This is a genomic window from Nannocystis pusilla (genome assembly GCF_020073745.1).
Taxonomy (GTDB): domain Bacteria; phylum Myxococcota_A; class Polyangia; order Nannocystales; family Nannocystaceae; genus Nannocystis; species Nannocystis radixulma.
In genome coordinates this window covers 519,473-544,310 of sequence record NZ_JAIRAU010000027.1, presented here as the reverse complement: position 1 = coordinate 544,310, position 24,838 = coordinate 519,473, and the positions used below count along the sequence as shown (strand labels likewise).

The following is a 24,838-nucleotide window of genomic DNA, read 5'->3' as shown; positions in this document are numbered from 1 at the left end:
CAATTTCGAGCAGCCCTCGCTAGTTCCCAATTCTCCGCCACACTATCCACGTTGCTCGTTGCTCGTCGGTCACATGTTGACCCGAACTCCTCGACCCACGAACAGCAGCGATCACTCGACGCGGTTCGCCGCACGCGCACTCTCAAATATCTGACTCCAGAATATCTTCTGGGTCATGTTTTCGGAGCAGACTGACGAACTCGATGAAAGACCTCTTTGTGACTGCATTGTACCCCCGCCAGTAGTGCGCCCGAATGCCTATCCCTTCCGCTATCACCGTCAAGCGCCACGCTGATGCTTTATCAAACGTTCGTCGCCTCTGCGCAGCATTCGCAGCCGCGCTCTCTCTAAGAGGCCTCAAATTATAAGAGTTACTAAGCCTCCTGGTATCGTCAACAACCACGGCCACGCACATTCGGACGATTTTAACCAGGTGACCGTCGTTAGCAAGCAATCCCAAGCCGCGCACAGAATTCGCAAAATTGTTGTACACCACAAATTCAAGGGGCTGACCTTCAACGTCTGCCACGCATGAAGCAATCACTCGGGCAACAAAATTCGCGCCAAGCAGGAAAGCGGCCCGAAAAGAGAATGCCGCTCCGATCCCCGTCGGACTCTGGACGACTGGAATCGTCACGCTAATCTCACGAGCGAACGCACTTGATCCAACATCCTCCGGGGAACAACTATCAACGTAACCCACGGCTGAGATTGAAGTTAGATCTGAAATTTCAGGTGAGCACATGGTAGCAATTAATCCGCCCCCACCACGCAGATGCTCATCAACAGCAATTACTTCCAGCGCATCCATGAACTTCCTTCGCGTACAAGTCGGATTTCGCTCAACGAGTACTGCGGGCTGGCTTTGCAGATCCGCAAGCACTTCACGGATCGCACAGGCATTCAGATAATCACGCGAATGCGTCTGGAAGAACTTCAAAGCGGCAGCAGCGAGACGCTTGATGTTTATGTCTAGGTTATGCTTCCGCTGCAGAATTCTGAGCCTATCAAAGCTGGGAAAGAGATCATTTTCCAACAGTTGAAGTGCGCACTCCGCGAAGCAGTACCAAACTTCGGGCAAGAACTCGATTTCTGAAATCCATGCCTCGAAGGAGGCTAGCCATCTCAAGACTGAGCCTTCATCTTGGTCATCCGGAACTGTGACGATATAAGGATCCGAGTAAACGCGAATGCCGACACTCTGCACGGGTCACCTCCGTCGATTCATTCGCTTTCGCAGCGACGCCTTCGTTATCGCCTCTTCCTGCCGAATCGTTTGGTCAAAGAATCCATCAGGCCAGTTCAGAATGTTCCCGGACTCCGAAATCTCCACGGGGGAAAATGTTGTGCGACCATCAGCCTCGTCTTGCTGCGCGAACAGCACGCGTACTGAAGGCGTAGTGTCTTCGTCATTTGACTGGGCGATATACAATCGCATTTGGTTCACGAGGCAGTCACTGTGCGTCTCGATCAGACAGCGCTTCCCCGTCCGCGCAAGCCCAACGAAAAAATCACCTAGCCGCGCTTGGGCCCGCATGTGCAGGTGCAACTCGGGTTGCTCAAGTAGAAGAAGTGAATCGACCGGCGCGAGAAGGCCCGCCACCAGAATGGGGACCACTTGACTAACGCCAACGCCTACAGCTGAGAGCGGACGATCTTTGGCACCAGGTCGATGGAGTACACGCCAAGCGACACCAGTTTCCCTCGCCTCACTTGTATGTACCCGATATGCGACGCTCAGATGTTGGATCCAAACGTTGAGAGCGTGCTCAAGCGTTGAAAAATCCTCCGCATTTTTGTCTGGATTCCACCAACGAATTAGCTTAAGCCTATTCGCATCATATACAGCAGCTGCATATTGCCCTCTTGATCCAACGTCATCGAGTTCACTGGAGGGTGAAAAGCTTTGCATGGCTTGTGGATCAACTCGAAGAGGTCCAAGATAGCGAATTTTTCCAAAGAAGAAGTTTGTCGCTGCCTTCACTGCTTCTTCAAGAAGTTCGCCTTCAATCGTCTGCAGAGTCGACAACTCATAGACATTGCTCGATTCGGCCCATTTCTCGCCATCACGAGTTATCTTCCGAAGAAGATTGTTCCGAAAATTCTCCTTTTCCCTCCCATGCAGCCCAGTGATGGACATAGCCTCGCGGAGCCAAGAAATGAAGCCAGCAAACGATCCGTCCTTGCGTTTCAGGGATTGGACGCGTCTATTGCGGCCGAATTGCTCGTTTTTTAGAACATATTCATAAAATCCTGTGATCATCTCCTCGGGCAGCGGAAATACGTTCGATTCAGCGTCGCTCATGTATAGCGAGCTCATGGAATAGTTGAAAGCCATTCTCACGAGCGCGTTGGCGACATATCTCATCCGTCCGTCAAAGTTCATTTTCTGTCTAACCACAATCCGCTCGGGCATGAAGTGACGCATTCGCGCCACACCTTGGATAGACTCCTCAGCTTGAGTCGTCGGATCTTCCCAGATTGGGCCGAGCTGTGTGATGCGCGTTTTATAGGAAATTCCCTGCCCGAAGCGCCAGCGTTGCTTATCTAGGCCCGAGACATTCTCAGTATACAACTCGGACTCTCCGGTCGACATCGGTTCAGCGTGAAGCTGCAGCGAGCGCCGGTAGACTGTCTTTATATTCATATTAAGACTGGTCAAAGTTGCGCCTCCTTCAGAACGCAAGATTCCCGTATCGACCTCGGTGGGCTGAAAACTCGCGTTGACGGTAATCTCGGTGATTCGAGAGCGATTACCGTTAAGGTGTCGGCGATACCGTGGGGTCTCGTGAAATGAGAGGCGGAACCCGATTGAGACCGGATCTTCAGGCTTGGCATTCTCATTCTTCACTTGTGCTAATAGGCCAAGCTGGACTTGATTGCCGTTCGGCACAAGTGAGCGCTCGTAATCCGAGTGTCCAAAGGTCTGAGACAGCATGAGGATCGCCTGTAATACGCTGCTCTTCCCTGAACTGTTCAGCCCGGCGAGGAGGGTAACCTCTCCAAAGTCAAGCGCGATCGGACCGCGAATCGGTTTGAAGTTCTGGAGAGTGAGGCTCTGAAGCATCGATCGCCTAACCTAGCGGAAGTGTGAAAGCTTCGCCAGTGCCCTGGGTTGGTTCCGACTTGGACCGTCCCAAGGACCCTAGCATGGCGTGGTCGATCGCACACCATAGACGTCCGCGCAAGCAGCCCGCCCGGTCGGGCTGTCGCGGGCCAGCGCGGCGGTGATAGTTCGTCGACTTCAGGCCCTCATGGCGTGCGAACGCCTGAAGAGCGTAGGGCTTTCCCCCCGTTCGGCTCGGCGCGCTCGTGTGGGAGTGGGCCACGCAGATCGGCTCGCCCAACCTCTGCCGCCTCGACGAGTTCCGCTTACACGAGGCCTGAAAAACCTACTGCGATGCAGGGGATCGACTACCTCCGCGAGCCCGTCTTCCCCTGGTAGCCACGTAGAACAAGGCCAAGAACGCACGCTTCCGGCGTCGCGTCCGCCCCGCTGTCCGTCTCGTGCAGGCAGCCGCCGATCCTCCCAGACTTCGTCCCCCGCGGCACCTTGCGCGCTCCGCTGCTCGCGCGTCCCGGGCCGGCGCCGCTCGGTTATAGTCGCTCGCCATGCCGACCTCGCACCGGGTGTGCCTGCTCCTCCTCGCCGCCGCTGCCTGCAGCGCGCCCTCTCAGCCGCAGAAGGCCGCGTCCCGCCCCGCCGAGCTCGCCCCGGCCCCGGCCAAGACCGGCGCGCCGCCGGCGGACAGGCCCGCCGACAAGCCCGCCGAGGCCCCGCACACCACCACCGCGACCGGACCCGCGGCCGCGGCGAGCGACCCCGACGTCGTCGTCATGCCCGACAGCCTGCTCGCCGACGCCATCCCCGCGATCCCGCGCGCGATCGCCGACGGCGTCGGCACCTACTCCGAGGCGCGCTCGGCCGGCGCGATCGACTGGCACCCCGTCGATCACTCGCTGCTGATCCGCACCCGCTTCGCCGACACCGACCAGATCCACGAGGTCAAGATGGCCGGCGGCGACCGGCGCCAGCTGACCTTCTTCAGCGACAGGGTCGGCCGCGCCACCTACCCGCCGGTCGGCGACGGCGACTTCTTCGTCCTCTCCAAGGACATCGGCGGCAACGAGTTCGCGCAGAACTGGCGCTTCGATCGCGCCGACGGCACCCTGACCCTCCTCACCGACGGCGCCTCGAAGAACAGCCTCGGCCCGTGGACCCGCGACGGCCAGCGCTACGCCTACACCTCGACCCGGCGCAACAAGAAGGACACCGACTTCTACGTCGTCGACCCGCGCGACCCGAGCACCGACAAGCTGGTCGCCGAGGTCGACGGCGGCGGCTGGGCGCCGCAGGACTTCTCCGCCGACGGCGACCGGATCCTCGCGCTCAACTACGTCTCCGTCAACGAGAGCTACCTGTGGCTGTTCGACCTCGCCGCCGGCACGCGCACGCTGCTGACCGAAAAGACAGGTGATACCCCGGTCTCGTGGGACGGCGGCGCCTTCACGGCCGACGGCAAGGCGGTCATCACCACCACCGACGGCAACGGCGAGTTCCGCGAGCTCGTCACCCTCGGCCTCGCCGACAAGAAGCTCACCCCTGTCGGCCAACCTGTCCCCTGGGACATCAGCGACTTCGCCGTCAGCCGCGACCGCAAGCTGGTCGCCTCCGTCGTCAACGAGGGCGGCATCGGCAAGCTGCGCGTGCACGAGCTGCCGGGCGGGCGCGAGCGGCCGATCAAGACCCAGCTCCCCGCGGGCACGATCGGCGGCCTCAACTTCCACTCCGACGGCCGCCTGCTCGCCTTCACCCTGTCGTCGGCGCGCTCGCCCGCCGACAGCTACGTGCTCGACGTCAAGACCGGCACGATCGAGCGCTGGACCGAGAGCGAGGTCGGCACCCTCAACCCCGCGACCTTCAGCGAGCCCGAGCTCGTCCAGTGGAAGAGCTTTGACGAGCGCGAGATCCCCGGGTTCTACTACCGCCCGCCGGCCCGCTTCACCGGCAAGCGCCCGGTCGTCGTCATCGTCCACGGCGGGCCCGAGGGTCAGTCGCAGACCGGCTTCATCGGCCGCAACAACTACTACCTCAACGAGCTCGGCGTCGCGGTCCTCTACCCCAACGTGCGCGGCTCCACCGGCTACGGCAAGACCTACGTGCGCCTCGACAACGGCGTCCAGCGCGAGGACTCGGTCAAGGACCTCGGCGCCGCGCTCGACTGGATCGCCAGGCGGCCCGAGCTCGACGCCGAGCGCGTCATGATCATGGGCGGCTCGTACGGCGGCTACATGACCCTCGCCGCCTCGGTCCACTTCGCCGACCGGATCCGCTGCGCCGTCGACATCGTCGGCATCAGCAACTTCGTCACCTTCCTCGAGAACACCGAGGCCTACCGCCGCGACCTCCGCCGCGCCGAGTACGGCGACGAGCGCGACCCCGAGATCCGCAAGAAGCTGCTCGAGATCTCGCCGCTCACCCGCGCCGCCGACATCAAGAAGCCGCTGTTCGTCATCCAGGGCCGGAACGACCCGCGCGTGCCCGCCAGCGAGGCGCACCAGATCGTCGCCAACCTCAAGGAGCGCGGCACGCCGGTGTGGTACCTCGAGGGCAAGGACGAGGGCCACGGCTTCGCCAAGAAGCGCAACCAGGACTACCAGATGTACGCCACGATCCTGTTCATGAAGACCTTCCTGCTGGACGGCATGCCGCAATGAGCGGGGCGAACCAGCAGCAGATCGAGCACTGGAACGGCCCCGGCGGCGCGAGCTGGCGGCGCCACCAGGAGCGGCTCGACGACATGTTCGCGGCCTTCAGCGAGGCCGCGCTGCGGGCCGCGGCCGTCCGCCCCGGCGAGCGCGTGCTCGACGTCGGCTGCGGCGCCGGGGCCACCACGCTCGCGCTGGCCGGCATGGTCGGGCCGGGCGGCGCGGTCGTCGGCGTCGACGTGTCGGCGCCGCTGCTGGGGCGCGCGCGCGAGCGGGCCGACGCCGCCGGCCTGGCGGTCGAGCTGCGGCTCGCCGACGCCGCCGACGCGCCGCTCGGGGGCCCCTACGACCTGCTGTTCTCGCGCTTCGGCGTGATGTTCTTCGCCGACCCCGTGGCCGCGTTCACCCACCTGCGCGCCGCCGCGAAGCCGGACGGGCGCCTCGCCTTCATGTGCTGGCGCGCCGCCGCCGACAACGACTGGGGCGCGCTGCCGCACCGGGCGCTGCGCGACCTGCTCCCGCCGCTGCCGCCGACCGATCCGTCCGCGCCCGGTCCGTTCGCCTTCGCCGACCGCGGGCGCGTGCTCGCCATCCTGGAGGCCGCCGGCTTCCGCGACGTCGCGCTCGCCCCGTTCGACGCCCCGCTGCGGTTCGGCCGCGGCGACTCGCGCGAGGCCGCGCTCGACGACGCGCTCGCCCAGGCCGCCGAGGTCGGCCCCCTCACGCGCCTGCTGGCCGGTCACGACGACGACCTGCGCCGCCGCGCCCTCGCGGCCGTGCGCGCCGCCTTCGCCGAGCGGGCCGGGCCCGACGGCGTCTTCCTCCGCGCCGCCGCCTGGATCGTCACCGCCCGCGCCTGACGCGACGCGCGACATGTCACCGCGGACATGTCGCCGAGAACATGCCCTCGCGCGCATGCTCGATCGGGCATGCCGCCGGGGACACCTCGTCGCCGGCTCACACGCAGTGGTTGTTCTCGCAGTCCGACAGCGGCGCGCAGTCCTTGGCGAACTCGCACGGGTCGAACATGCTGCCGTCGTAGCAGACGCCGACCACGCAGTGCTTCGACATCTCGCCGCAGTCGGTGTCGGTGACGCACGGGTCGCCCTCGCTGCCGTCGTAGCAGGTGCCGTTCATGCAGCGGGGCGCGCTCGCGCTGCACTCGGCGTGGAAGTCGCACGGGTCGCCCTCGCTGCCGTCGTGGCACTCCGCGCTGGCGCAGAACGGGGCCGAGGGCGGGCAGTCCCCGTTGAACTGGCACATCAGCCCCTCCGTGTCGGCCGGCGGGGCCGGCTCGCTGCCGGTCGTCTCCGGCCCGGTCGCGCTCTGGGTGTCCTCGGTGGTCGTGTCGGTCGTCGTCGTCGTCGACGTCGTCGGCACGGCCGGGCCCGTGGTCACCGACGACGGCCCCTCCGTCGTCCCCTCCGTGGTCGTCCCGGTCGTGCCGGTCGTCTGCATCGCCGGGATCTGCGGCCCGGCGGCCGTGTCGGTCGCGCCCACCCCCTGGATCTCCTTGTCGACGCACGAAGCCGAGAGCGCGAAGGCGAGGTACAGAACGACGGTGTGCCGCATATTCGCTGAAGAAAGATGGCGACACTCGAGCAGGCGGCAGCATCAATTTCCATTGATGGCAGTGGAACGATGTACGACGCGCGGAGCCCCGCGAGGCCGCGGATCGACCGTTCCGCCGCGAATTGGCGGCCGTTCGTCGCGCGGCTCCGCGCCGTGACGGGCGGCACCGAGGTGCCGCGATCGTCCGGAACGCAGCGACCGCCCCCCGCGACGGAGGCCCCGCCGGCGCGGAGCCGGTCGGGCGCCGCGCCCGTTGCGAATGGCATGTCCCCTTGCACATGGCACATCAGACATGTCCATCCCGCCAGCCTCGCCGCGCCGCCCCTCGCGGGCCCGCGCCTCACTCGCCGGCGAAGTCGGCCGCCGAGCGCACGCACTCGACCGCGACCGCCGCGACCTGGGGCATCGCCGGCGGCCGCTTCGTCACCTTCACGCGCACCTGCACCGGCGGGTACAGGCGCACCACCTGGCGCGCGAGGTCGACCGCCAGCGCCTCGATCAGCGCGTACCGGCGCCCGACCACATGGCGCTCGAGCTGCTGCACCAGCACGAAGTAGTCGACCAGGCCGGTGAACTCGTCGCGCGCCGGGCCGCGGCTGAAGTCGCAGTCGATCGCCAGGTCGACGAGCACCGTCTGCGTGATCGCCAGCTCCGCCTCGTGAAAACCGACCCCGACCGTCAGCTCGAGCCCGCTGCAGTACACCGTGTCGTGCATGACCTCGCCCGCGGGCCGCGCCGACCCGCGGGCGAACCTACCACGCGCGCGCCGGCGCGACATCGCGGCCGCGGCGCGAGCCCGCCGGAGCCGGCGCGTCGACCTCCCGCACGATCTGCGTCCGCCGATGCGGGAGCCGCGGCCGCGCCGGACAGTCCTCTGTCCTGAGAGACATCGCCGTCAACGGAGCCGGTGCTCGAGGCGCTGCGCCGTGTCCTCGAGCACGGCGCGGTGCTCGGCCGGCACGAACTCGATCTGGCGCCGCAGGTACGGCAGGAGCTCCGAGTTGGGCAGCTCGCTGATGGCGGTGCTGGCCACCTTGACGAACGGCTGCTCGCCCTCGCGGAGGCGGTCGCACAGGAAGTCGAGCGCCTCGACGCTGCCGATCTTGCCGATGGCGGTCAGCGCCGCCTTGCGGGCGGCCTCGGGGTCTGGGAGGTCGCGGGCCTCGAAGATCCGGCGCAGCGGCTCGAACGCGTGCGGGAACACCAGCCGCTCGACCGAGGCCGCCGCGGCCTTGCGCACGCCCGGGCTGGGGTCGCGCAGCGCCTGCGACACCAGCCCGAAGCTGCGCTTGAAGCGGAGCGCGCCCATCGCCGCGGCCACCGACTCGCGCAGCGACGCGTCGCCGTGGCGGTACATCGCCTCGAGCCCGGCGATCACCGGATAGGCGCGGACCACCGACAGCGCCTTGACGATGTCGAGGGCCGGGTAGGCCTGCCCGCGGCGCTCGAGCTCGAGCACCAGGAGCAGCGCGTGGCGGCGCACGTAGTCGGGGAAGCGGCGGTCGGCCATCACGCCGGCGGCCACCAGGGCCGGGTCGCCGCCGAGCTCCCACTCGGCCAGGTCGACGTACCAGACCTCCTCGTAGTCGGGCAGCTGGCGCAGGAACTCGGGCACCGGCATCGGCCGCGGCGCGTCCTGGGGCTGGTCGCCGAGGCGACGGATCAGCCGCAGCGCCCGCTCGCGGTTCTTCGCCGGCAGGTCGAGCGTCGTGATCTTGCGGTACGCCTCGGCCACCTGGCGGAACGCCCGCACCGACGCGAACGCCTCGGCGGCGGCGAGGCACGCGTTCTCGATGATCTGCGGCGGGTGCCCGGCCGCCAGCGCCTCGGTGGCCGCCTTGATCCACGCCTCGGCGCTGCGCCAGCGCAGGTCGTCGGCGTACGGCAGGCCCGAGCGGGTGCAGTAGTCGGCGGCCTCGCGCAGGATCGACGCCACCGCGTGGAACTCGCCGGCCTCGCGGGCCATGGCGATGAACGTCTCGTACAGGCGCAGCGCGTCGAGCTTGAGCCCGTCGTCGCGGAGGATCCGGACGCTGTTGAGGTAGCCCTCGGCGACGTTCTCGAACGCCCGCGTCTCCGAGCCGAGGCGCGCGATCAACTGATAGCAGTCGAACGCGCGCTCGCGCAGGCCCTCGCTCTCGAACGCGTCGGCGACCTCCTCGACGCTGGTGGTCGCGTCGGCGATGGCCTGGCGGGCCCGCTCGTGGCCGAGGCGGCGCAGGCACAGCGCGTAGTTGATCTTCATCAGCGCGCGCTCGTAGTCGCGGTCGACCAGCGCGTCGCCGGCGAGCATGCGGGCCCACAGCTGCGAGGCCGCCGCGTCGTCGCCGGCGCGCTCGAGGGCGATCGCGCGGTGCACCGGCATCCCGCCGAGCTCGAACCACGAGGCCGCCGGGCGGTGCTGGCCGGCGCGCGACAGGTAGATCGCGTACAGCCGCACGGTGCGGATCGCGTCGGCGTCGCCGGCCTGGGCCCGCTGCGCGTACAGCCGCATGATGTCCGGGCCCGGCATCTCGCGCGCCCCGAGGTACGACAGGCACGCCATCCCCTCGCCCCAGTTGCCGGTGGCCCGCAGCGAGTCGACGTAGGCGCGCAGCCACTCCTCGTACTCGAAGTCGATGCGGTCGACCACCTGCACCAATTGGCGCAGGTAGATCTGGGCGTCGGCGTGGCGGCCGGCCCGCAGCGCCCCCTCGGCGCGGATCCACAGCACGTTGGTGTCGATCACCGGCGCCTCCGACCATGTCCTTTCAGACCTGTCCCAACGGACACGCTGCCGGTCTTGCGGCGGATCGGCTGGGCCTGGCGCTGACCGGCCTCGACGTCGCTGATGATCTGGCGGGCGCGCTGGGCCCGGCGGCCGTGGCTGATCGCCTGGTCGTCGATCACGTGCACGCGGTAGAACAGGTCGAGGTAGCCGAGGTCGAGCACGCCCGAGCTCGGCAGGATGAACACGCCGTAGATCGGCGCGCGCGCGGCCAGAGCGGCGACGTCGTCGGGCGGCAGCTGGCACTCGCCGTGCGTCAGCAGGTACACCAGGACCTTGCCGGCGCCGGCGCCCGAGCGGCGCGGGGCCGACAGCTCGGCGTTGATCTGGCGGATCACGCGGGCGTAGTTGCGGCCGTGCTCGGCGCGGAACTGCAGCACGTAGGGCACCTCGGCGTGGCCCTGCGCGCCGACCCGCACGCCCTCGTACAGCCGGCTGTCGAAGAAGCGCAGGATCACGTGCTCGCCGAGCAGCGCCAGCCGCTTGCACAGCGCCAGCGCCAGCCCGCGGGCGAACACCTCCCGCACCCCGCGCATCGACGCCGAGCCGTCGACCAGCACGTAGTGGGTGCGGTGCTCGTTCTCCACCTGCTTCTCGTGGGTGAAGTAGAACAGCTCGTCGTCGATGAACTTCTGCTCGAAGATGTCCTCGTCGTACGCCAGCTGCGACAGCTCGAGGTCGTCGACCCCGCCGAAGCGCTCGATCGAGGCGTAGCCGTCGATCGAGAACACCTGCTGCCCGGCCTCGCGCTTGACCTCGAGGATCGACGGCAGGAGCTCCATCGAGAAGTCGATCACGTCGGCCAGCGCCGGGCTGACCATCACGTTGTAGAGGTCGGCCAGGTCGACGCCGGCGGCCGCCTCGCCGGGCCCGCCGCGGAACAGGCCGAACAGCCGCAGCGCGTCGACGTCGATCTGCTCGACCGCCAGCAGCGGCAGCAGCCGGTGCTGCGTCAGCGTCTGCAGCCACGCGATCGTCTGCCGCTGGTCGTAGCGGGTGTACGCCGAGCTCGGCTCGACGCGCGCGTAGTGGATCGCGTCGACCGGCAGCTCGATCGGCCGCAGCACCCGCACGTCGTCGGGCAGCTGCGGGACCACCGGCGCGAACACCCGCGCCAGGACCACGCCGATCATCTGGTCGCGGTGCTTCCAGCCGGCCTGCGCGCGCACCAGGTCGCTCTCGCTGAGCTCGACCAGAAGGCCGCGCCACGCCTCGCACAGCTCCGACTCGGCGATGCCCTTGACCACCGGACCCGGCCCGCCGAGGCCCGTGATGAGGCAGCCCAGGTCGTGCAGCACCACCAGCGGCGCGGCCACGCCGAGGCGCGCGAGGATCCCCTGCCACACCAGCGCGCGCATCATCGCCAGCGCGCCTGCGCCGTCGATCTGCGACAGCGCCAGGCTGCCGACCTGGCGCTCGAGCTCGGCCATGTTCGGCGTCACGCGCGGCGCCTGGGCCTGCGCGCCCGCGGACGGCCGCGACGGCCGCGGCGCCTGCGGCTGAGGCGGAGCGGCGCGCGGCGGGGCCGGAGGCTTGCGGACGTCGGCCATTCGCTACCTCATGCGAACCGGCTCGACGCGAACATCGTCTCGAGCAGCTTGTCGACCTCGCCGACCATGCGCTGGGCCGTCGGGCTGTCCTGCATGCGCAGCAGCGCCGCCTTGATGTCGCCGAGGTTGCGCAGCTGGCTGAACAGCTGCATGTCCGACAGCACCTGGCTGCCGGTGAGCGTCTCGCGGATCACCCGCAGCTCCTCGAGCAGGTCCTGCAGGCTCGTCGGCGTGGCGCCGATCCGGCCGTGGTCCGGGTGCGACTCGTACCAGCGGTCGAGCACCGGCCCGACGATCTCTTGCAGGATCTCCTCCTGCTCCGGCGTGTTCCACACGTGGCGGAGGATGAACAGGTCGGCGTCGTTGACGTGGTCGCGGCCGTCGAACAGCGCCGAGCTGGCGAAGATCTTGAGCAGCTTGACGACGCGGCGGTCGGACAGGCCGATGCCCTCCGAGCGGATCTGGAACACCAGGCCCTTGAACGTGGTGAGGAACTCCTCGCTCATCTTCACGTGCTGGCCGAAGTCGCGTTGCACCGCCAGCAGCTCGGCCGCGGTCGCGACCTTGCGGCCGACCTGCACGTCGGCCATCTGCTGCACCTCGAGCTGGATGCCCTTCTGCAGCAGGCCGCGGAAGTGATAGCTGTCGAGGTAGTCGCAGCGGACGCGCAGCAGGAAGCGGTCGAAGATGGCCGACAGCGCCTCGTCGGTCGGCACCTCGTTGCTCGCCGCGAACAGCGAGATGAGCGGCACCCGCACCGTGTGCGTGCCGTGGGTGAAGCGGCGCGCGTTGACCAGCGTGAGCAGGCTGTTCAAGATGGCGCTGTTGGCCTTGAAGATCTCGTCGAGGAACACGACCTCGGCCTCGGGCAGCATCTTCTCGATGCGCCGGCGGTACGTGCCCTGGCGGAACGCCTGGATGTCGACCGGGCCGAAGATCTCGTTGGGCTCGGTGAAGCGCGTCAGCAGGTAGTCGAAGAACCGGGCGTCGATCACCTGCGCGAACGCGCGGACGATCGCGCTCTTGGCGGTGCCGGGCGGCCCGACCATCACCATGTGTTCGCCGGCCAGGGCCGAGATGAAGAGGAGACGGATGATCTCCTCCTTGCCGAGGAACTGCTGCTCGAGCTGGCGCGCCCCGTCCTGCAGGCGGCGGGCGAGGTCGCTGATCGAGAAGGTGGCCGGGGTGGTGCTCATGGTTATTTTTCGGCTTTTACGACGCGCGGGACGAGCGTCGCCAGGAGATTTTCGACGACCGAGCGCGGGATGAGCTCGCCGAGATGATCGATATACTCGATCCAGCGCCGCTCCACTGCCGCGTCGAAGCCCAGCCCCGAGGCCCCGCCGAGCGGCGAGCCCAGCACGTCGCCCAGCGTGGGCAGCAGGAGCGGCAGCGCCAGGAACATCTGCACCGGCCGGTCGCGGCTGGTGGGCGCGACGCCGAGCCGGGCGCCGAGCTCGAGCACGCGGAGGAAGTGGACGTGGATGAGGGCCGCGACCAGGGCCGCCACGTCCTCCGGCCCGGCGGTGTCGACCGGCGCCGGCAGGGCCAGCATCGGCTTGGCCCCGGCGGACGGCGCGCCTGCTCCCTGGGCCGCCGGGGCCGCGCCCGACAGCGGACGGCCGGTGAGCGAGAACAGCAGCGACCCGAGCACCGTGCCCCCGATCTCGATCCAGTGCCGCGACGACGCCCACGCGTGGCAGACCGCGCGGGCGAACGCGCGGTGGCGCAGGAAGCTCGCGCCCTCGAGCGGGCTGTAGCCCGGCGGGGCCGTCAGCGGGCGCAGGAGGCAGGTCACGGGGCTGGCCCAAAGGACATCTTGTTGCAGCGCCGCGACCTCGGGCACGTGCGCGGACGACCACCACACGATCGTCTCCTCGCGCACCGACAGCGCCCCCGGCACCGTCCAGCGCAGGCGCCGGCGCGGGATCTCCTGGCCGACGAAGCGCAGCTCGCCCTCCGCCCCGCTCAGGATCTGGTCGCGGCGCGACAGCTCGAGGAACGCCCCGACCGCCGCGTGATTGGCCAGCGCCGCCGAGAAGCCCTCCGGGCGGGCGAACAGCAGCCAGTAGCGCGCGGCCGACTCGACCCGCCGCCACGTCGCCTGGCGCGCCCACACCCGCCCGCGGTCGGGGTGGTCGAGCACGAGCAGGTTGTAGAGCGCCACCCACAGCGCCAGCTCCTCCGCGCCGGGGTCGTGCAGGTCGGGCTCGGCCACCAGTTGCTGCGCGCGCTGCAGGCGGAGCGCCGCCACGTCGCTGTTGCGCAGCGTCGCCAGTTCGTTGGCCATCGCCCGGAAGTCGGCCGGCCGCACCGGTGCGGCCACGTGCACCGTCCCGCCGCCGAGCAGGGGCGCCACGAAGCGCGCGCAGAACTCGCCGAGGTTGCGCGTCACGACTCTCGCCCCGGCGGCAGCTCCGGCGTCCCGCTCGGTTCCTCGGCCGCCGGCCGGCCCGCGCGCGCCGCCTCGCCGAAGCCCCACAGCGCGAAGCGACCGAGCCGCTCGTTGAGCAGCGTCGCCGGCCCCGACGGCGGCATCTCCGACGGGCTCGCCTCGATCACCGCCAGCTCGAGCCGGCTCATCATCGCCGAGTCGAGCGGCGCCAGGTGGTCCGGGCGCAGCCGCAGCGGGCTCTGATCTGTCCCGAGGAACAGGGCGTGATCGGCCGCCTCGAGCCCCAGCAGCTCGCGCACCAGCTGCGGGCGCACGTGCGGCCACAGCTCGAAGCCGTCGGGCACCAGCACCCCGGGCGCGACCTCGACGATGCGCATCCCCAGCGGGATGATCGCCGCCGCCCCGACCCCGGCCGCCAGCCCGGCCGCGCCGCCGAGCGACGAGCCCGTCAGCACCAGCATCCCCTGGGGCAGCACCGCCAGCCGGGCCGCCGCCAGCGCCATCGGCGGGATCAGATAAATCAATCGCCGCAGCAGCCCCGCCTGCTCCCAGCGGATCAGCGCCCCTCGCGGCTCGCGGATCGACGCCGTCGGCCGCAGCCGCAATTCGACCTTGAGCGCCTGCACCGCCGTGCCGCGGGCGTCGCCGGGCTCGTGCGCCCGCGCGGCCACGTCGCTGCGCACCAGGTGCGCCCCGTCGATGAACTGCGGCGCCCCGTCGAGCCGCTCGACCCGACCGACGCGGCCGCGGAACAGGTACATCTCGTCGCCCGGCAGGCACGACGACGCCGACGCCAGGTGGATCGGGTGGCGATACCCGATCTCGACCGCCGCCCGCTGCGACACCGGCGCGAGCAGCTCGACGCCGGGGATCCCGTGCAGCACGTCGAGCACCTGCCCGCTCGGCTGGCGCAGGCGCAGCAGCAGGCTGGCCCGCCGCTCGCCGGCCAGGGCCACGCGCACGCCCGCGAGCGGCACCTGGTTGCCCCACAGGTAACTCAGGATCCTGTCCGAAAGGCCAGGTGCTACCAGCACCAGCGCGATCTCGTGCAGCCCGCACAGCTGCGGATCCCCGGCGATGCCCCCGAGCGGCAGCGGGATCTGGCGCAGCGACAGCCGCTGGATCAGCTCGACCGGGTCGAGCCGATCGAGGGCGCGGTAGCGCGCCGCGACGTCGTGATCGACGACCACGACCTCCTCGGGGCTGGCCGCCGTCGCCGTCCCGCCGGCGAGGTCGTAGCCGAACGGCGCCATGCGATCGCGGTAGCGGACGAACACGGTGCCGCTGCCCGTGAACAGCTGCCCGTGCACCGCCAGCGACAGCCGGCCCAGGCGGTCGAGCGCGTAGCTGTCGGCCCCGGCGCAGCGCATCAGCAGCGCGTGCCCGCCTCCGTCGCGCCGGGCTCGCTCGATCGTCATCGTCGGGATCAGCTCGTCGAGGCTGCACTCCTCGCTGTACGCGCCGAGGAACGCCACCAGCCGGTCGAGCGACGGGAACGCCACCAGCGTCTCGCGCCCGCACGCCACCCCGCGGGCGTCCGGCGCCAGACCCTGGAGATGAAAGCGCGTCTGTCCGGCGGCGATCGGCTCGAGCAGGGCAGGCATCGGGACCGGGAGTGTAGCCGCTCCCCTGCGGACCATCTACGGCCCAGATCCGGCCCGGCATCCCTCGCCAAGCGGCAGGATCGCGCCGCCGCCCGCAGCGGCGTCACCGCGACCTCGCCCCGCGGCCCGCCACGACCCATGCGACGCGAGGCCGGACCGGCGAATCGCTCGATCGACCGCATCACCCGGCGTCCGCGAGTGATCGACCGCCCGTGACCGCCGCCATCGAGACCCCGCAGCCCCGCTCGGGGCCCGCAGGAGCCGCCCGGCGGCGCCCCGGCGGCGGCGTGTTAGCATGGGCGCTGCTTGTCCCGCCCGAGCAAGCCGCGTCCGCCGCCTCCGCCGCCTCCGCCTGCCTTGCGCCCGCCGTCGGCCGCGCTCGACACGCCGGCCCGCCCCGGCCCCGGCGACGGCCTCGCCCGCGCTCGCGCCCTCGAGCACACCGGCGACCACGCCCGCGCCGCCGCCCTGCGCCTCGAGTACGCCCACACCCTGTGCGGCACGGCCCAGCGGATCGCCCTCCTGCGCGAGGGTGCCGCGCGTCACACCGGCGCCACCGAGGAGGGCCGCAGCCTCCACCAGGCCCTCGCCGAGACCCTCCTGCGCCACGCCGAGTTCATGGAAGACGGCGCCCCGCGGCGCGCGATCCTCATGGAAGCCGCGCGCGCGCTCGAGGAGGCCGACCAGGGCGCCATCGCCGGCGAGATCTACGAGCGCCTGCACATGCTGCGGCGCGCCGCCGTCGCCTACGAGCGGGCCGGCGCCGTCACGCAGCTCGAGTACGTGCTCGGCCTCATCGACCAGATCGAGCACATCGAGGCGACGCTGCAGCGGGCCGGCGACGAGATCGACGTCGCCCTGCGCGAGGGCCGGCGCTTCCTCGCGCACAGCCTGCTGCAGGAGCACCTGCACGACGTCCGGATCACCCGCGGACCGCTCGCCCACAGCGGCGCCCCGCTGCTGCGCGCCGCCCTCGCCCGCGTCCTCGCCGACCTCGGCAGCGCCCTCCCGCGCGGCCAGCGGCTCGACCTGCGCTGGGGCCCCGGTCAGGTCACGCGCGTCGTCCTGCGCTCCGATCTGCGGCTCGGCCGCTCGCCCGACGTCGAGATCAACCTCGCCGGCGCCAGCCTCTCGCGCGAGCACGCCGCCCTGCGGCTCGAGGCGATCGCCGCCTCCGGCAGCCTCGGCGCCGACGAGGTCGAGCTCGCCGTCGCCCTCGTCGACCTCGGCTCGCGCGCCGGCACCTTCTGGCGCGGCGAGGCCCTCGCGCCCGGCGAGCCCGTCGCCCTCGAGGGCCCCGGCGAGCTCGCTCTCGGCCTGTCCGCCGCCCGCATCGAGGTCCACCCGCTCCCGCGCGAGCGCGGCGAGCTCGGGGCCCTCCTGCGCCCGCTCGGCCCCGGCGCCGCGGCGCACCCGTGGACCCTCTACCTGCCCGGCGGCGGCCCGCTGTGGCTCGCCCCCGATCGCCCGATCCCCGCCACCCTCGAGCTGCGCCCGCCCTTCATCGCCGTCCGGATCGCCGCCGGGATCCGCGCCCAGCTCGGCCAGGAGCCGCTCGGCCCCGGCGCCAGCATCGAGGTCCTCCACGGCGACCGCCTCCACCTCGACCTGCCCGACGGCCGCCTGACGCTCGAGATCTCGATGACCTGACCCTTGCGACCTGCCCCCGAGGACCTGTCCCCGGCGACCTGCCCTAGCGCACCTGTCCCATCGCACCTGCCCCTCAGAGCCTGCCCTCTCGGCCATCCTCGTCCCTCGGCGCATCCAACCCTCCCCACGCCACCGCTGCTCCTCGCGCCGCCTTCGCCATTCGCCTGCTCCTCGCGCCGCCTCTCCCCGCACCAAGTCTTCCGGCCGCCCCGCCTGCCCCATCGCACCTGCCCCTTCGCACCTGTCCGTTTCGCCATGCCGATCGAGCCCCTCCGCGGTGACATCCGCGCCGATCCTGCCCTCGACCACCAGCTGCGGGCCGTGCTCGCGCGGCTGTCGGAGGGCGCCGAGCTGCCGCGCGAGCTGCCGGGGATCGCCGCCCTCGCGCGGCGTTTGGTCGAGGGGGCGCCGGCCGCCGAGATCGATCGCCTGATCCGCGACCTCAGCCACGCCGGCTACGTCCGCGGCGCGCTCGTCAGCGTGGCCGCGCACCTGCGCCTGCGGCCGCGGCCGGACCTCGTCCTCGTGCTCGCGCGCGAGCTGTGCGACGCCCTCGCGCCCGACCTCGGCGTCGAGCTCGCGCGCGCCGCCCTCGCCCTGCCCGACGTCGAGGACACCCGCTGGCAGCCCACCGGCCCGTACGCGGCCGCCAACCTGCTGCTCGGCGACACCCTCCTCGATCGCGGCGACCCGCTCGGCGCCCTGCGCCACTTCGAGGCCCTGCTCGCCGTCGACATCGACCACGCCCGCGCCCTGCGCGGCTGGAGCACCGCCCAGCGCCGGCTCGGCCGCGGGGGCGCGCACGCCAGCCGCGGCCTCGCCCTGCTCGAGGGCCTCGACGCCACCGAGCTCGTCGCCGGCCTCGGCGTCGATCGCTACGAGCTCGGCCGCCCGCTCGGCCGCGGCCGCCACGCCGTCGTCTACCAGGCCTTCGACCGCCGCGTCGGCCGCGACGTCGCCATCAAGCGCCTCGTCGCCGAGGGCAGCGACGGCCGCCTCGTCAGCGCCCGCTTCTTCGCCGAGGCCCGCACCCTCGCGCGCGTCCGCAGCCCGCACGTCATCGCCCTCCTCGACGTCCAGCCCGCCCACCGCTTCGTCGCCCTCGGCCTGTGCCGCGGCGGCAACCTGCGCGTCGCCGTGCGCAAGCGCCTGCTCGGGCCCGCCGACCTGCCGCGCGTCGGCTCGCAGATCGTCGCCGCCCTGCGGGCCGTGCACGCCGCCGGCGCCGTCCACCGCGACATCAAGCCGGCCAACATCCTGGTCCGCGAGGCCCGCGAGGGCTCCCCCGTGGCCCTCGCCGACTTCGGCCTCGCCCTCGCCGACCCGCGCTCCGGCAGCGGCCACGCCGGCACCCTGCGCTACCTCGCCCCCGAGCTGCGCAGCCCCGGCCCCGCCGCGCGCGCCACCCCGGCCTCCGACCTGTTCAGCGCCGGCGTCGTCCTCCTCGAGCTCGCCCTCCACCCGCAGCCCCTGCCCGCCGTGTTCGACCAGATCGGCGCCGCCGCCTTCGATCCCGAAGAACACGTCCCGAAGGACCTGCCCGACGGCTGGACCGACCGCCTCGTCCGCCTCCTCGGCCCCGACCCGGCGGCGCGCGGCTGACCGGCCTCTCCAGACATGTCCTTTCCGACCTGCTCTGTCGCACCTGTCCTTCGCACCATGCACCGCCTCGCCCCGCTCCTCCTGCTCGTCCTCGCCTGCGAGGAGCTGCCGCGCACCTACAGCAGCGCCGGCCCGGCCCAGCTCCTCTTCGCCGACCGCTTCGACGGCGCCGAGCTCGGCCCTTCCTGGAAGTCGACCGGCCCGGGCGCGCGGCTCGAGGGCGGCGAGCTCGTGGTCGAGGGCCTGCGCAACCACCCGCTGTGGCTGACGCTGCCGCTGCCGGACAACGTGCGCGTCGAGTTCGACGCCCGCGCCGCCACCGACGAGGGCGACATCAAGATCGAGCTCGCGGGCGACGGCAAGAGCTTCGCGCGCAGCGCCAGCTACACCGCCACCGGCTACGTCATCATCTTCGGCGGCTGGAACAACAGCACCAGCGCGATCGTCCGCCGCGACGAGCACGGCGGCGATCGCAAGACCACGCAGTCGCTCAAGGTCGAGGCCGGCAAGCGGTATCACTTTGCGATCACCCGCCGCGACGGCGCCATCCGGTGGGAGCTCGACGGCCAGGAGGCGCTCGTCTACGACGACCCCGACCCGCTCACCGGCCCCGCGCAGCGCCACTTCGCCTTCGGCGGCTGGGAGGCGAAGGTAGCCTTCGACAACCTCGAGGTCTTCGCCCTGTGAGTCGCCTGGCGTGCGCGACTCCTTCGCCTGAACGGCGCGGCTTCGCGCCCGAGGTGCAACCCGCCGCGTCGCCGACGATCCTCGCCTCATGACGCGCGTCACGAGCCGCGACGGGCGACTGCCCTGGTTCCTGCGGATCTTCGCCTCGTCGAGCCGGGGAGTGACGCTCCCGCGCCGCGTGCGTCCGCGCTGGCCGGGCTACTGTCTGTTCTCGCGTCACCCGATGCCCACGCGGAGCACCTGGGTCGTGGCTCGTGATCACCGAGAAGGAGCCTCGCTCTGGCGCGGATGGGTCCGCCTCGCCGTGCCCGGCCGGCCTGTCCCCGCGGCCATGTTCCACCTGCGCCGGGCCCTCCGCGGCGCCGGCACGGTCGCTCTCGCCGCCGGGTGCTTCGCGTTCACCGAGTGCATCGTCCGCCCGCACACGACAGGGTTCGCGTCGGGCCTTCTGTACCTCATGACGTTCGTGCTGCTCCTGCTCCCGCTGATCGCCTGGGAGCACCGGCGTCCGCTGCCGCTCGCCGTCACGGTCCACCCCGACCGCATCGAGTACGCCTTCCACCGCCGCGATACCGCCGAGGACTTCGCCCGGCTGAACGCCGCGCCCCTCGTGGCGCCGGCGGACGCGAGCGACGCGGATGCCCGTCGCCCTCACCCCGGCTCGAAGCCGACCTCGTCGACGTAGCACCAGAACCACCGCTCTCCCGGCTCGAGCGAGCGGATGATCGCGTGCTTCGTCGCATGAAAGTGCTGCGTCGCGTGCTTGTTCTTCGACGAGTCGCAGCAGCCGACCTTGCCGCAGGTCATGCACAGGCGCAGGTGGACCCATTCGTCGCCGAGCGCGAGGCAATCCTCGCAGCCGCGGGTGTGCGGGTGGACGTCGTGGATCTGGTCGAGGTGGGAACAGCTCTCTTTCGCCATGATCGAGCTCCTCCGTGGTGTGGCGCGCTCACTCGGCGAGCGCGCGGTGGATCATCTGCACGCAGATCGAGCCCTCGCCGACGGCCGAGGCCACGCGCTTGACGTTGCCCGAGCGCACGTCGCCGACGGCGAACACGTTGGGCAGGCTCGTCTCGAGCAGGTACGGCGCCCGCCGCCACGGGCGTTCGGCCAGCTCCTCCGGCGTCAGGTCGGGCCCGGTCTTGACGAACCCGGCCGCGTCGAGGGCCACGCAGCCGGCCAGCCACTGCGTGTTGGGGCGCGCCCCGGCCATCGAGAACACGTGGCGGATCGGCCGCGTCTCGCGGGCGCCGGTCTGGTGGTTGCGCCAGCACACCTGCTCGAGGCTCGTCTCGCCGAGCAGCGCCTCGATCTCCGTGTGCGTGCGCAGCGTGATCTTCTGGTGCTCCTCGATCCGGCGGATCAGGTAGCGCGACATGCTGTCGGCCAGGCCGCTCGAGCGGACCAGGACGTGCACGTGGCGGACCGCCTCGGCCAGGAACACCGCCGCCTGCCCGGCCGAGTTGCCGCCGCCGACCACGATGACCTCCTCGCCGGCGCACAGCTGGGCCTCCATCTGCGTGGCTCCGTAGTACACCCCGTCGCCCTCGAACTTGTGCAGGTTCGGCACCCCGAGCCGGCGGTACTGCGCCCCGGTGGCGAGGATGATCGCGCGCGCGCGCACCGAGCCCTGCGACCCGAGCTCGATCACGTACGGCGTGCGCGAGCAGTCGAGCCGGACCGCCTCCATCGCCACCGCCACGTGGGCGCCAAACTTCTGCGCCTGCGTCAGCGCGCGGCCGGCCAGCGCCTGTCCCGAAATACCTGTCGGAAAGCCCAGGTAGTTCTCGATCTTCGACGACGAGCCGGCCTGCCCGCCGGGCGCGCTGCGCTCGACGACCAGCACGTCGAGCCCCTCCGACGCCGCGTAGACGGCCGCCGCCAGCCCGGCCGGCCCGGCGCCGATGACCACCACGTCGCGCAGCACCTCGGGGTCGACGTCGGCGTTGAAGCCGAGGCAGCGGGCCACCTCCGCCGTCGTCGGGTTGCGCAGCACCACGTTGCCGCGGCAGATGATCACCGGCACCTCGTCGCACGCGACCTGGAACTGCTCGAGCAGGTCGGCGACGCCGGCGTCGCGCTCGACGTCGATGTACGAGAACGGGTGGCCGTTGCGGGTCAGGAACTCCTTCAGCCGCAGCGTCGCCGCCGAGTGGACCGAGCCGACCAGGACCGCGTCGCTGGCGTGGTGAGCGATCAGGCTGACGCGGCGGAGGATGAACGCGCGCATCAGCAGCTCGCCGATCTCGGCCTCGACCTGGACGATGTGGCGCAGCCCGTCGCGATCGATCTCCAGCAGCTCGCCCGGCTCGCCGATCCGTCCGCGGACCAGGTTGGGGCGGCCGGTCAGCATCGTGATCTCGCCGGTGAACTGGCCCGGCTCGTGGATCACGACCGGGTGTTCGACGCCGTCGTAGCCGGGCTGGACCACCTCGAGCGTGCCCGACAGGATGACGAAGAAGTTGGTGCCGACGTCGCCCTGATCGAACACCACCTCGCCTGCCCGCGTCGGCCTGCGCCGGCCGTGGCGGCACAGCCGGGCCTGCTGCGCCTCGCTGAGCCGCGGAAAGGTCGCCTCGCGCCGCTGGGCCGACGGGTCGTTGGGGAGGGTCGTCATGCGCCGCCCAGTCTACCGCGAACGCGCACGTTCGCCCCGCTCGCGCTCGTCGCACCGCACCCGAACTCGGCAGGGTCGCGGACCCCGTCCCTGCGGCCCCGCAGGCGACCGCCCGCACGGCGGCGCCTCGCGGTTGAAACCATCCGGCCGCCGCACTAGCCTGGCGGACCCGGCATGAAGCTCTGGGCCCTCAGCGATCTCCACGTCGGCCACGCCCGCAACCGCGAGCTCCTCTCGCACCTGTCCCCGCGGACAGACGACTGGCTGATCGTCGGCGGCGACGTCGGCGAGACCGGCGATCACCTGCGCTGGGCCTTCGACCTGCTGCAGCCTCGCTTCGCCCGCGTGCTGTGGGTGCCCGGCAACCACGAGCTGTGGACCGGCGACGAACGAGGCGCGCGCCTCGGCGGCGCCGACAAGCTGGCCGCGCTCGGCGAGCTGTGCCGCGAGCGCGGGGTCGTCGGCGTCGACGACGAGTGGCCGGTGTGGCCCGGCGAGGGCGGGCCGCACACCATCGCGCTGATGGCCCTCCTCTACGACTACACCTTCGCGCCCGCCGGCATGACGCGGGCCGCCGCGGTCGCCTGGGCCGCCGAGGACGGCGTCGTGGCCGCCGACGAGGTGCGCCTCGATCCCTCGCCCTTCGCCGACATCGTCGCCTGGTCCGCCGCGCGCGTGCGCAGCGCCGCCGCGCGGCTCGAGCAGGCGCGCGCGCGCCCGACGATCCTCGTCAATCACTGGCCGCTGCGCGACGACTTGATCTTCATCCCGCGCGTGCCGCGATACCGCCCGTGGTGCGGCACCGCGGCGACCCGCGACTGGCACCGGCGTTACGGCGCGCGCGTCGTCGTCAGCGGCCACCTCCACACGCGGCGCACCGACTGGATCGACGGCGTGCGCTTCGAAGAGGTCTCGCTCGGTTATCCGCGCGAACAACGGCCCGGCATGCTCGCCGACGCCTACCTGCGCCAGATCTTGCCCGAGCCGACGGCTTGCACTACCGCTCGCGCCATCGCATGAGCGCCCACAATTCGGCGCGCTCGCGCGAGCGTTGCCGCGGCCGCGCGCGCCGGGGTATCCTGCGCTCATGAGCCAGGCGGAGGTCTACGCCGAGTTCCTGCGCGCCGAGGGCTTCCGCCCGATCGTCGACGACGCCGGCGACCTCGTGTTCAAGTGCGAGGGCCGCTACTACTGCGTCACCGTCGACGACGACGACCCGCTGTACTTCCGCCTGGTGTTCCCCAACTTCTGGGGCCTCGAGAGCGAGGCGGAGCGCCACTGGGCGCGGATCGCCGCCGCCGAGGTCACGGCCGAGTTCAAGGTCGTCAAGGTCTACCCGCAGCACGACGACATGCAGGCCGCGACCGAGCTGTTCCTCGCCGCCGAGGGTGACTTCCGCCTGGTGTTCGAGCGCTGCATCGCCGCCCTGCAGGGGGCCGTCCGCCGCTTCTGCGAGCTGATGGAGCGCGGTCCCCGGCTGCGCCTGGTCGAAGAGACATAACGCATCGCCCGGCGCGCCTGCGCGTCGCGGCCCGCCCCGCCCGCTGTTCGGCGCGGCGTCGCGGCGCCGCGGCCGCGCGCGAGGCACCGCGCTTTGGTACCCTCGCGCCACCCGTGACGCTCATCGACCGCCTCCGCCGCCTCCGCGACGACCGCCGCTGGCGCCGGCAGTACCCCGACTTCGAACCTGGCTTTCGGGCCATCCACGACCGCGCCCGGCCGTACACGATGACCTCGACCGAGCGGATGTACGCGCTCTACCAGGCCGTGCGTCACGTCGCGCGCGAGGGCGTCTCCGGCGCCTTCGTCGAGTGCGGCGTGTGGAAGGGCGGCAGCGCCATGGTCGCCGCGCTGACCTTCCAGGAGCTCGGCGACCGCGCGCGCGAGCTGTTCCTCTACGACACCTACGAGGGCATGAGCGAGCCGACCGCGCGCGACGTCTCGTTCAAGGACCAGGCCCCGCTCGCCGACTGGGACAGGATCCGCGGCACCGACCACAAGGTCTTCTGCGCCAACAGCCTGGCCGACGCCACCGCCAGCCTCGCCACCACCGGCTACCCGCGCGACAAGATCCACTTCGTCAAGGGCAAGGTCGAGGACACCATCCCCGCCACCCTGCCCGACGCGATCGCCATCCTCCGCCTCGACACCGACTGGTTCGAGTCGACCCGCCACGAGCTCGTGCACCTCTACCCCCGCCTCGCCCGCGGCGGCGTCCTCATCGTCGACGACTACGGCCACTGGCGCGGCGCCCGCGAGGCCGTCGACGGCTACTTCGCCGAGCACGGCGGCGCCCCGCTGCTGCACCGCATCGACTACACCGGCCGGATCGCCGTCAAGCCCTGACGCCCGACGGGGGTGTTCGTGGGGTCATGTCTTCCGAGACATGCCCCTTTCGTCAGGTCCTCAGTGACATGTTCGTAGCGACATGTGCCGCGAGCCTCAGCGTCGCCAGCGCAGCTGCAGCTCGAGCTCCTCCTCGTCGTCCGCGGCCTCGTGCTCGATCGACAGCGCCGCGTCGCGCGGCACGCTGAAGCGGGCGCCGGCGACCTGGATCCGGAACGCCTCCCCGCGCTCGAGCGCGTCGGCCAGGCGGCGCAGGGTCTCGACGAAGGTCTGGGTGCTGCAGTTGCGTTCGACGTCGCGCTCGGGCATCGCCGCCAGCATAGACCACAAGCGAGCCGC

The 24,838-nt window shown here is 70.7% G+C and carries 21 protein-coding genes; 9 read left to right on the top strand and 12 right to left on the bottom strand.

Annotated features, from left to right (window positions below):
• Positions 1-142: 142 nt before the first annotated feature.
• Together K7C98_RS21020 and K7C98_RS21015 are read right to left on the bottom strand one after the other, a co-directional pair.
• A complete protein-coding gene (locus K7C98_RS21020; protein ID WP_224193493.1) occupies positions 143-1,207 on the bottom strand; it encodes a hypothetical protein in 1,065 nt (354 codons plus the stop codon).
• A 3-nt stretch (positions 1,208-1,210) separates the two neighbouring features.
• Positions 1,211-3,067, bottom strand: a complete 1,857-nt coding sequence (locus K7C98_RS21015) for a DUF3696 domain-containing protein (RefSeq protein WP_224193492.1) — start codon at positions 3,065-3,067, stop codon at positions 1,211-1,213.
• Between the two features lie 545 nt (positions 3,068-3,612).
• Between K7C98_RS21015 and K7C98_RS21010 the strand changes: the two genes are divergently transcribed.
• Both K7C98_RS21010 and K7C98_RS21005 read left to right on the top strand, forming a co-directional pair.
• A complete protein-coding gene (locus K7C98_RS21010; protein WP_224193491.1) occupies positions 3,613-5,718 on the top strand; it encodes a S9 family peptidase in 2,106 nt (701 codons plus the stop codon).
• On the top strand, positions 5,715-6,569 hold the full coding sequence (locus K7C98_RS21005; RefSeq protein WP_224193490.1) for a class I SAM-dependent methyltransferase: 855 nt from the start codon (positions 5,715-5,717) through the stop codon (positions 6,567-6,569). The genes K7C98_RS21010 and K7C98_RS21005 overlap by 4 nt, the downstream gene beginning before the upstream one ends.
• 97 nt (positions 6,570-6,666) lie before the next feature.
• Here K7C98_RS21005 and K7C98_RS21000 read toward each other — a convergent pair whose 3' ends face one another.
• The 7 genes from K7C98_RS21000 to K7C98_RS20970 all read right to left on the bottom strand — a co-directional run bounded on the left by K7C98_RS21000 (position 6,667) and on the right by K7C98_RS20970 (position 15,597).
• On the bottom strand, positions 6,667-7,281 hold the full coding sequence (locus K7C98_RS21000; RefSeq protein ID WP_224193489.1) for a hypothetical protein: 615 nt from the start codon (positions 7,279-7,281) through the stop codon (positions 6,667-6,669).
• A 340-nt stretch (positions 7,282-7,621) separates the two neighbouring features.
• Positions 7,622-7,996 (bottom strand): dihydroneopterin aldolase, encoded by a 375-nt coding sequence (locus K7C98_RS20995; protein WP_224193488.1) that lies wholly within the window; start codon positions 7,994-7,996, stop codon positions 7,622-7,624.
• A 180-nt stretch (positions 7,997-8,176) separates the two neighbouring features.
• Positions 8,177-10,009: a HEAT repeat domain-containing protein gene (locus K7C98_RS44930; RefSeq protein ID WP_224193487.1), complete on the bottom strand. Its 1,833-nt coding sequence runs from the start codon at positions 10,007-10,009 to the stop codon at positions 8,177-8,179.
• Positions 10,006-11,598 (bottom strand): hypothetical protein, encoded by a 1,593-nt coding sequence (locus K7C98_RS20985; protein WP_224193486.1) that lies wholly within the window; start codon positions 11,596-11,598, stop codon positions 10,006-10,008. Before K7C98_RS20985 ends, K7C98_RS44930 begins: the two co-directional genes overlap by 4 nt.
• An 8-nt stretch (positions 11,599-11,606) precedes the next feature.
• Positions 11,607-12,794 (bottom strand): AAA family ATPase, encoded by a 1,188-nt coding sequence (locus K7C98_RS20980; protein WP_224193485.1) that lies wholly within the window; start codon positions 12,792-12,794, stop codon positions 11,607-11,609.
• 2 nt (positions 12,795-12,796) lie between these two features.
• Positions 12,797-13,993, bottom strand: coding sequence for a hypothetical protein (locus tag K7C98_RS20975; RefSeq protein WP_224193484.1), 1,197 nt, complete (start codon positions 13,991-13,993; stop codon positions 12,797-12,799).
• Complete coding sequence (locus K7C98_RS20970; RefSeq protein WP_224193483.1) at positions 13,990-15,597, bottom strand: hypothetical protein; 1,608 nt, start codon at positions 15,595-15,597, stop codon at positions 13,990-13,992. The genes K7C98_RS20975 and K7C98_RS20970 overlap by 4 nt, the downstream gene beginning before the upstream one ends.
• A 306-nt stretch (positions 15,598-15,903) precedes the next feature.
• On the opposite strand from K7C98_RS20970, the gene K7C98_RS20965 reads away from it, so the two are divergent.
• The 4 genes from K7C98_RS20965 to K7C98_RS20950 all read left to right on the top strand — a co-directional run bounded on the left by K7C98_RS20965 (position 15,904) and on the right by K7C98_RS20950 (position 20,221).
• On the top strand, positions 15,904-17,247 hold the full coding sequence (locus K7C98_RS20965) for an FHA domain-containing protein (RefSeq protein ID WP_224193482.1): 1,344 nt from the start codon (positions 15,904-15,906) through the stop codon (positions 17,245-17,247).
• 255 nt (positions 17,248-17,502) lie between these two features.
• Entirely contained in the window at positions 17,503-18,849 is a 1,347-nt protein-coding gene (locus K7C98_RS20960; protein ID WP_224193481.1) for a serine/threonine-protein kinase, read from the top strand.
• A gap of 57 nt (positions 18,850-18,906) precedes the next feature.
• Positions 18,907-19,536, top strand: coding sequence for a hypothetical protein (locus K7C98_RS20955; RefSeq protein WP_224193480.1), 630 nt, complete (start codon positions 18,907-18,909; stop codon positions 19,534-19,536).
• A gap of 88 nt (positions 19,537-19,624) precedes the next feature.
• Positions 19,625-20,221: a hypothetical protein gene (locus tag K7C98_RS20950; protein WP_224193479.1), complete on the top strand. Its 597-nt coding sequence runs from the start codon at positions 19,625-19,627 to the stop codon at positions 20,219-20,221.
• Here the strand turns inward: K7C98_RS20950 and K7C98_RS20945 are convergent.
• Both K7C98_RS20945 and K7C98_RS20940 read right to left on the bottom strand, forming a co-directional pair.
• Positions 20,188-20,457, bottom strand: a complete 270-nt coding sequence (locus K7C98_RS20945; protein WP_224193478.1) for a UBP-type zinc finger domain-containing protein — start codon at positions 20,455-20,457, stop codon at positions 20,188-20,190. The two genes, K7C98_RS20950 and K7C98_RS20945, sit on opposite strands and share 34 nt — an antisense overlap.
• 28 nt (positions 20,458-20,485) lie before the next feature.
• A complete protein-coding gene (locus K7C98_RS20940; RefSeq protein WP_224193477.1) occupies positions 20,486-22,153 on the bottom strand; it encodes an FAD-dependent oxidoreductase in 1,668 nt (555 codons plus the stop codon).
• Between the two features lie 174 nt (positions 22,154-22,327).
• On the opposite strand from K7C98_RS20940, the gene K7C98_RS20935 reads away from it, so the two are divergent.
• From K7C98_RS20935 to K7C98_RS20925, 3 genes are all read left to right on the top strand, one after another.
• Entirely contained in the window at positions 22,328-23,173 is an 846-nt protein-coding gene (locus K7C98_RS20935; RefSeq protein ID WP_224193476.1) for a metallophosphoesterase family protein, read from the top strand.
• Between the two features lie 67 nt (positions 23,174-23,240).
• A complete protein-coding gene (locus K7C98_RS20930; protein ID WP_224193475.1) occupies positions 23,241-23,654 on the top strand; it encodes a hypothetical protein in 414 nt (137 codons plus the stop codon).
• A gap of 113 nt (positions 23,655-23,767) precedes the next feature.
• Entirely contained in the window at positions 23,768-24,499 is a 732-nt protein-coding gene (locus K7C98_RS20925) for a TylF/MycF/NovP-related O-methyltransferase (protein WP_224193474.1), read from the top strand.
• A gap of 96 nt (positions 24,500-24,595) precedes the next feature.
• Here the strand turns inward: K7C98_RS20925 and K7C98_RS20920 are convergent, their stop codons facing one another.
• On the bottom strand, positions 24,596-24,808 hold the full coding sequence (locus K7C98_RS20920) for an amphi-Trp domain-containing protein (protein WP_224193473.1): 213 nt from the start codon (positions 24,806-24,808) through the stop codon (positions 24,596-24,598).
• Positions 24,809-24,838: the final 30 nt, after the last annotated feature.

Coding starts and splice junctions, on each gene's coding strand:
- K7C98_RS21015 (WP_224193492.1), bottom strand. CDS start 3,067: ATGCTTCAGAGCCTCACTCTCCAGAACTTCAAACCGATTCGCGGTCCG.
- K7C98_RS21010 (WP_224193491.1), top strand. CDS start 3,613: ATGCCGACCTCGCACCGGGTGTGCCTGCTCCTCCTCGCCGCCGCTGCC.
- K7C98_RS21005 (WP_224193490.1), top strand. CDS start 5,715: ATGAGCGGGGCGAACCAGCAGCAGATCGAGCACTGGAACGGCCCCGGC.
- K7C98_RS21000 (WP_224193489.1), bottom strand. CDS start 7,281: ATGCGGCACACCGTCGTTCTGTACCTCGCCTTCGCGCTCTCGGCTTCG.
- K7C98_RS20995 (WP_224193488.1), bottom strand. CDS start 7,996: ATGCACGACACGGTGTACTGCAGCGGGCTCGAGCTGACGGTCGGGGTC.
- K7C98_RS20985 (WP_224193486.1), bottom strand. CDS start 11,598: ATGGCCGACGTCCGCAAGCCTCCGGCCCCGCCGCGCGCCGCTCCGCCT.
- K7C98_RS20980 (WP_224193485.1), bottom strand. CDS start 12,794: ATGAGCACCACCCCGGCCACCTTCTCGATCAGCGACCTCGCCCGCCGC.
- K7C98_RS20970 (WP_224193483.1), bottom strand. CDS start 15,597: ATGCCTGCCCTGCTCGAGCCGATCGCCGCCGGACAGACGCGCTTTCAT.
- K7C98_RS20960 (WP_224193481.1), top strand. CDS start 17,503: ATGCCGATCGAGCCCCTCCGCGGTGACATCCGCGCCGATCCTGCCCTC.
- K7C98_RS20955 (WP_224193480.1), top strand. CDS start 18,907: ATGCACCGCCTCGCCCCGCTCCTCCTGCTCGTCCTCGCCTGCGAGGAG.
- K7C98_RS20950 (WP_224193479.1), top strand. CDS start 19,625: ATGACGCGCGTCACGAGCCGCGACGGGCGACTGCCCTGGTTCCTGCGG.
- K7C98_RS20945 (WP_224193478.1), bottom strand. CDS start 20,457: ATGGCGAAAGAGAGCTGTTCCCACCTCGACCAGATCCACGACGTCCAC.
- K7C98_RS20940 (WP_224193477.1), bottom strand. CDS start 22,153: ATGACGACCCTCCCCAACGACCCGTCGGCCCAGCGGCGCGAGGCGACC.
- K7C98_RS20935 (WP_224193476.1), top strand. CDS start 22,328: ATGAAGCTCTGGGCCCTCAGCGATCTCCACGTCGGCCACGCCCGCAAC.
- K7C98_RS20930 (WP_224193475.1), top strand. CDS start 23,241: ATGAGCCAGGCGGAGGTCTACGCCGAGTTCCTGCGCGCCGAGGGCTTC.
- K7C98_RS20920 (WP_224193473.1), bottom strand. CDS start 24,808: ATGCCCGAGCGCGACGTCGAACGCAACTGCAGCACCCAGACCTTCGTC.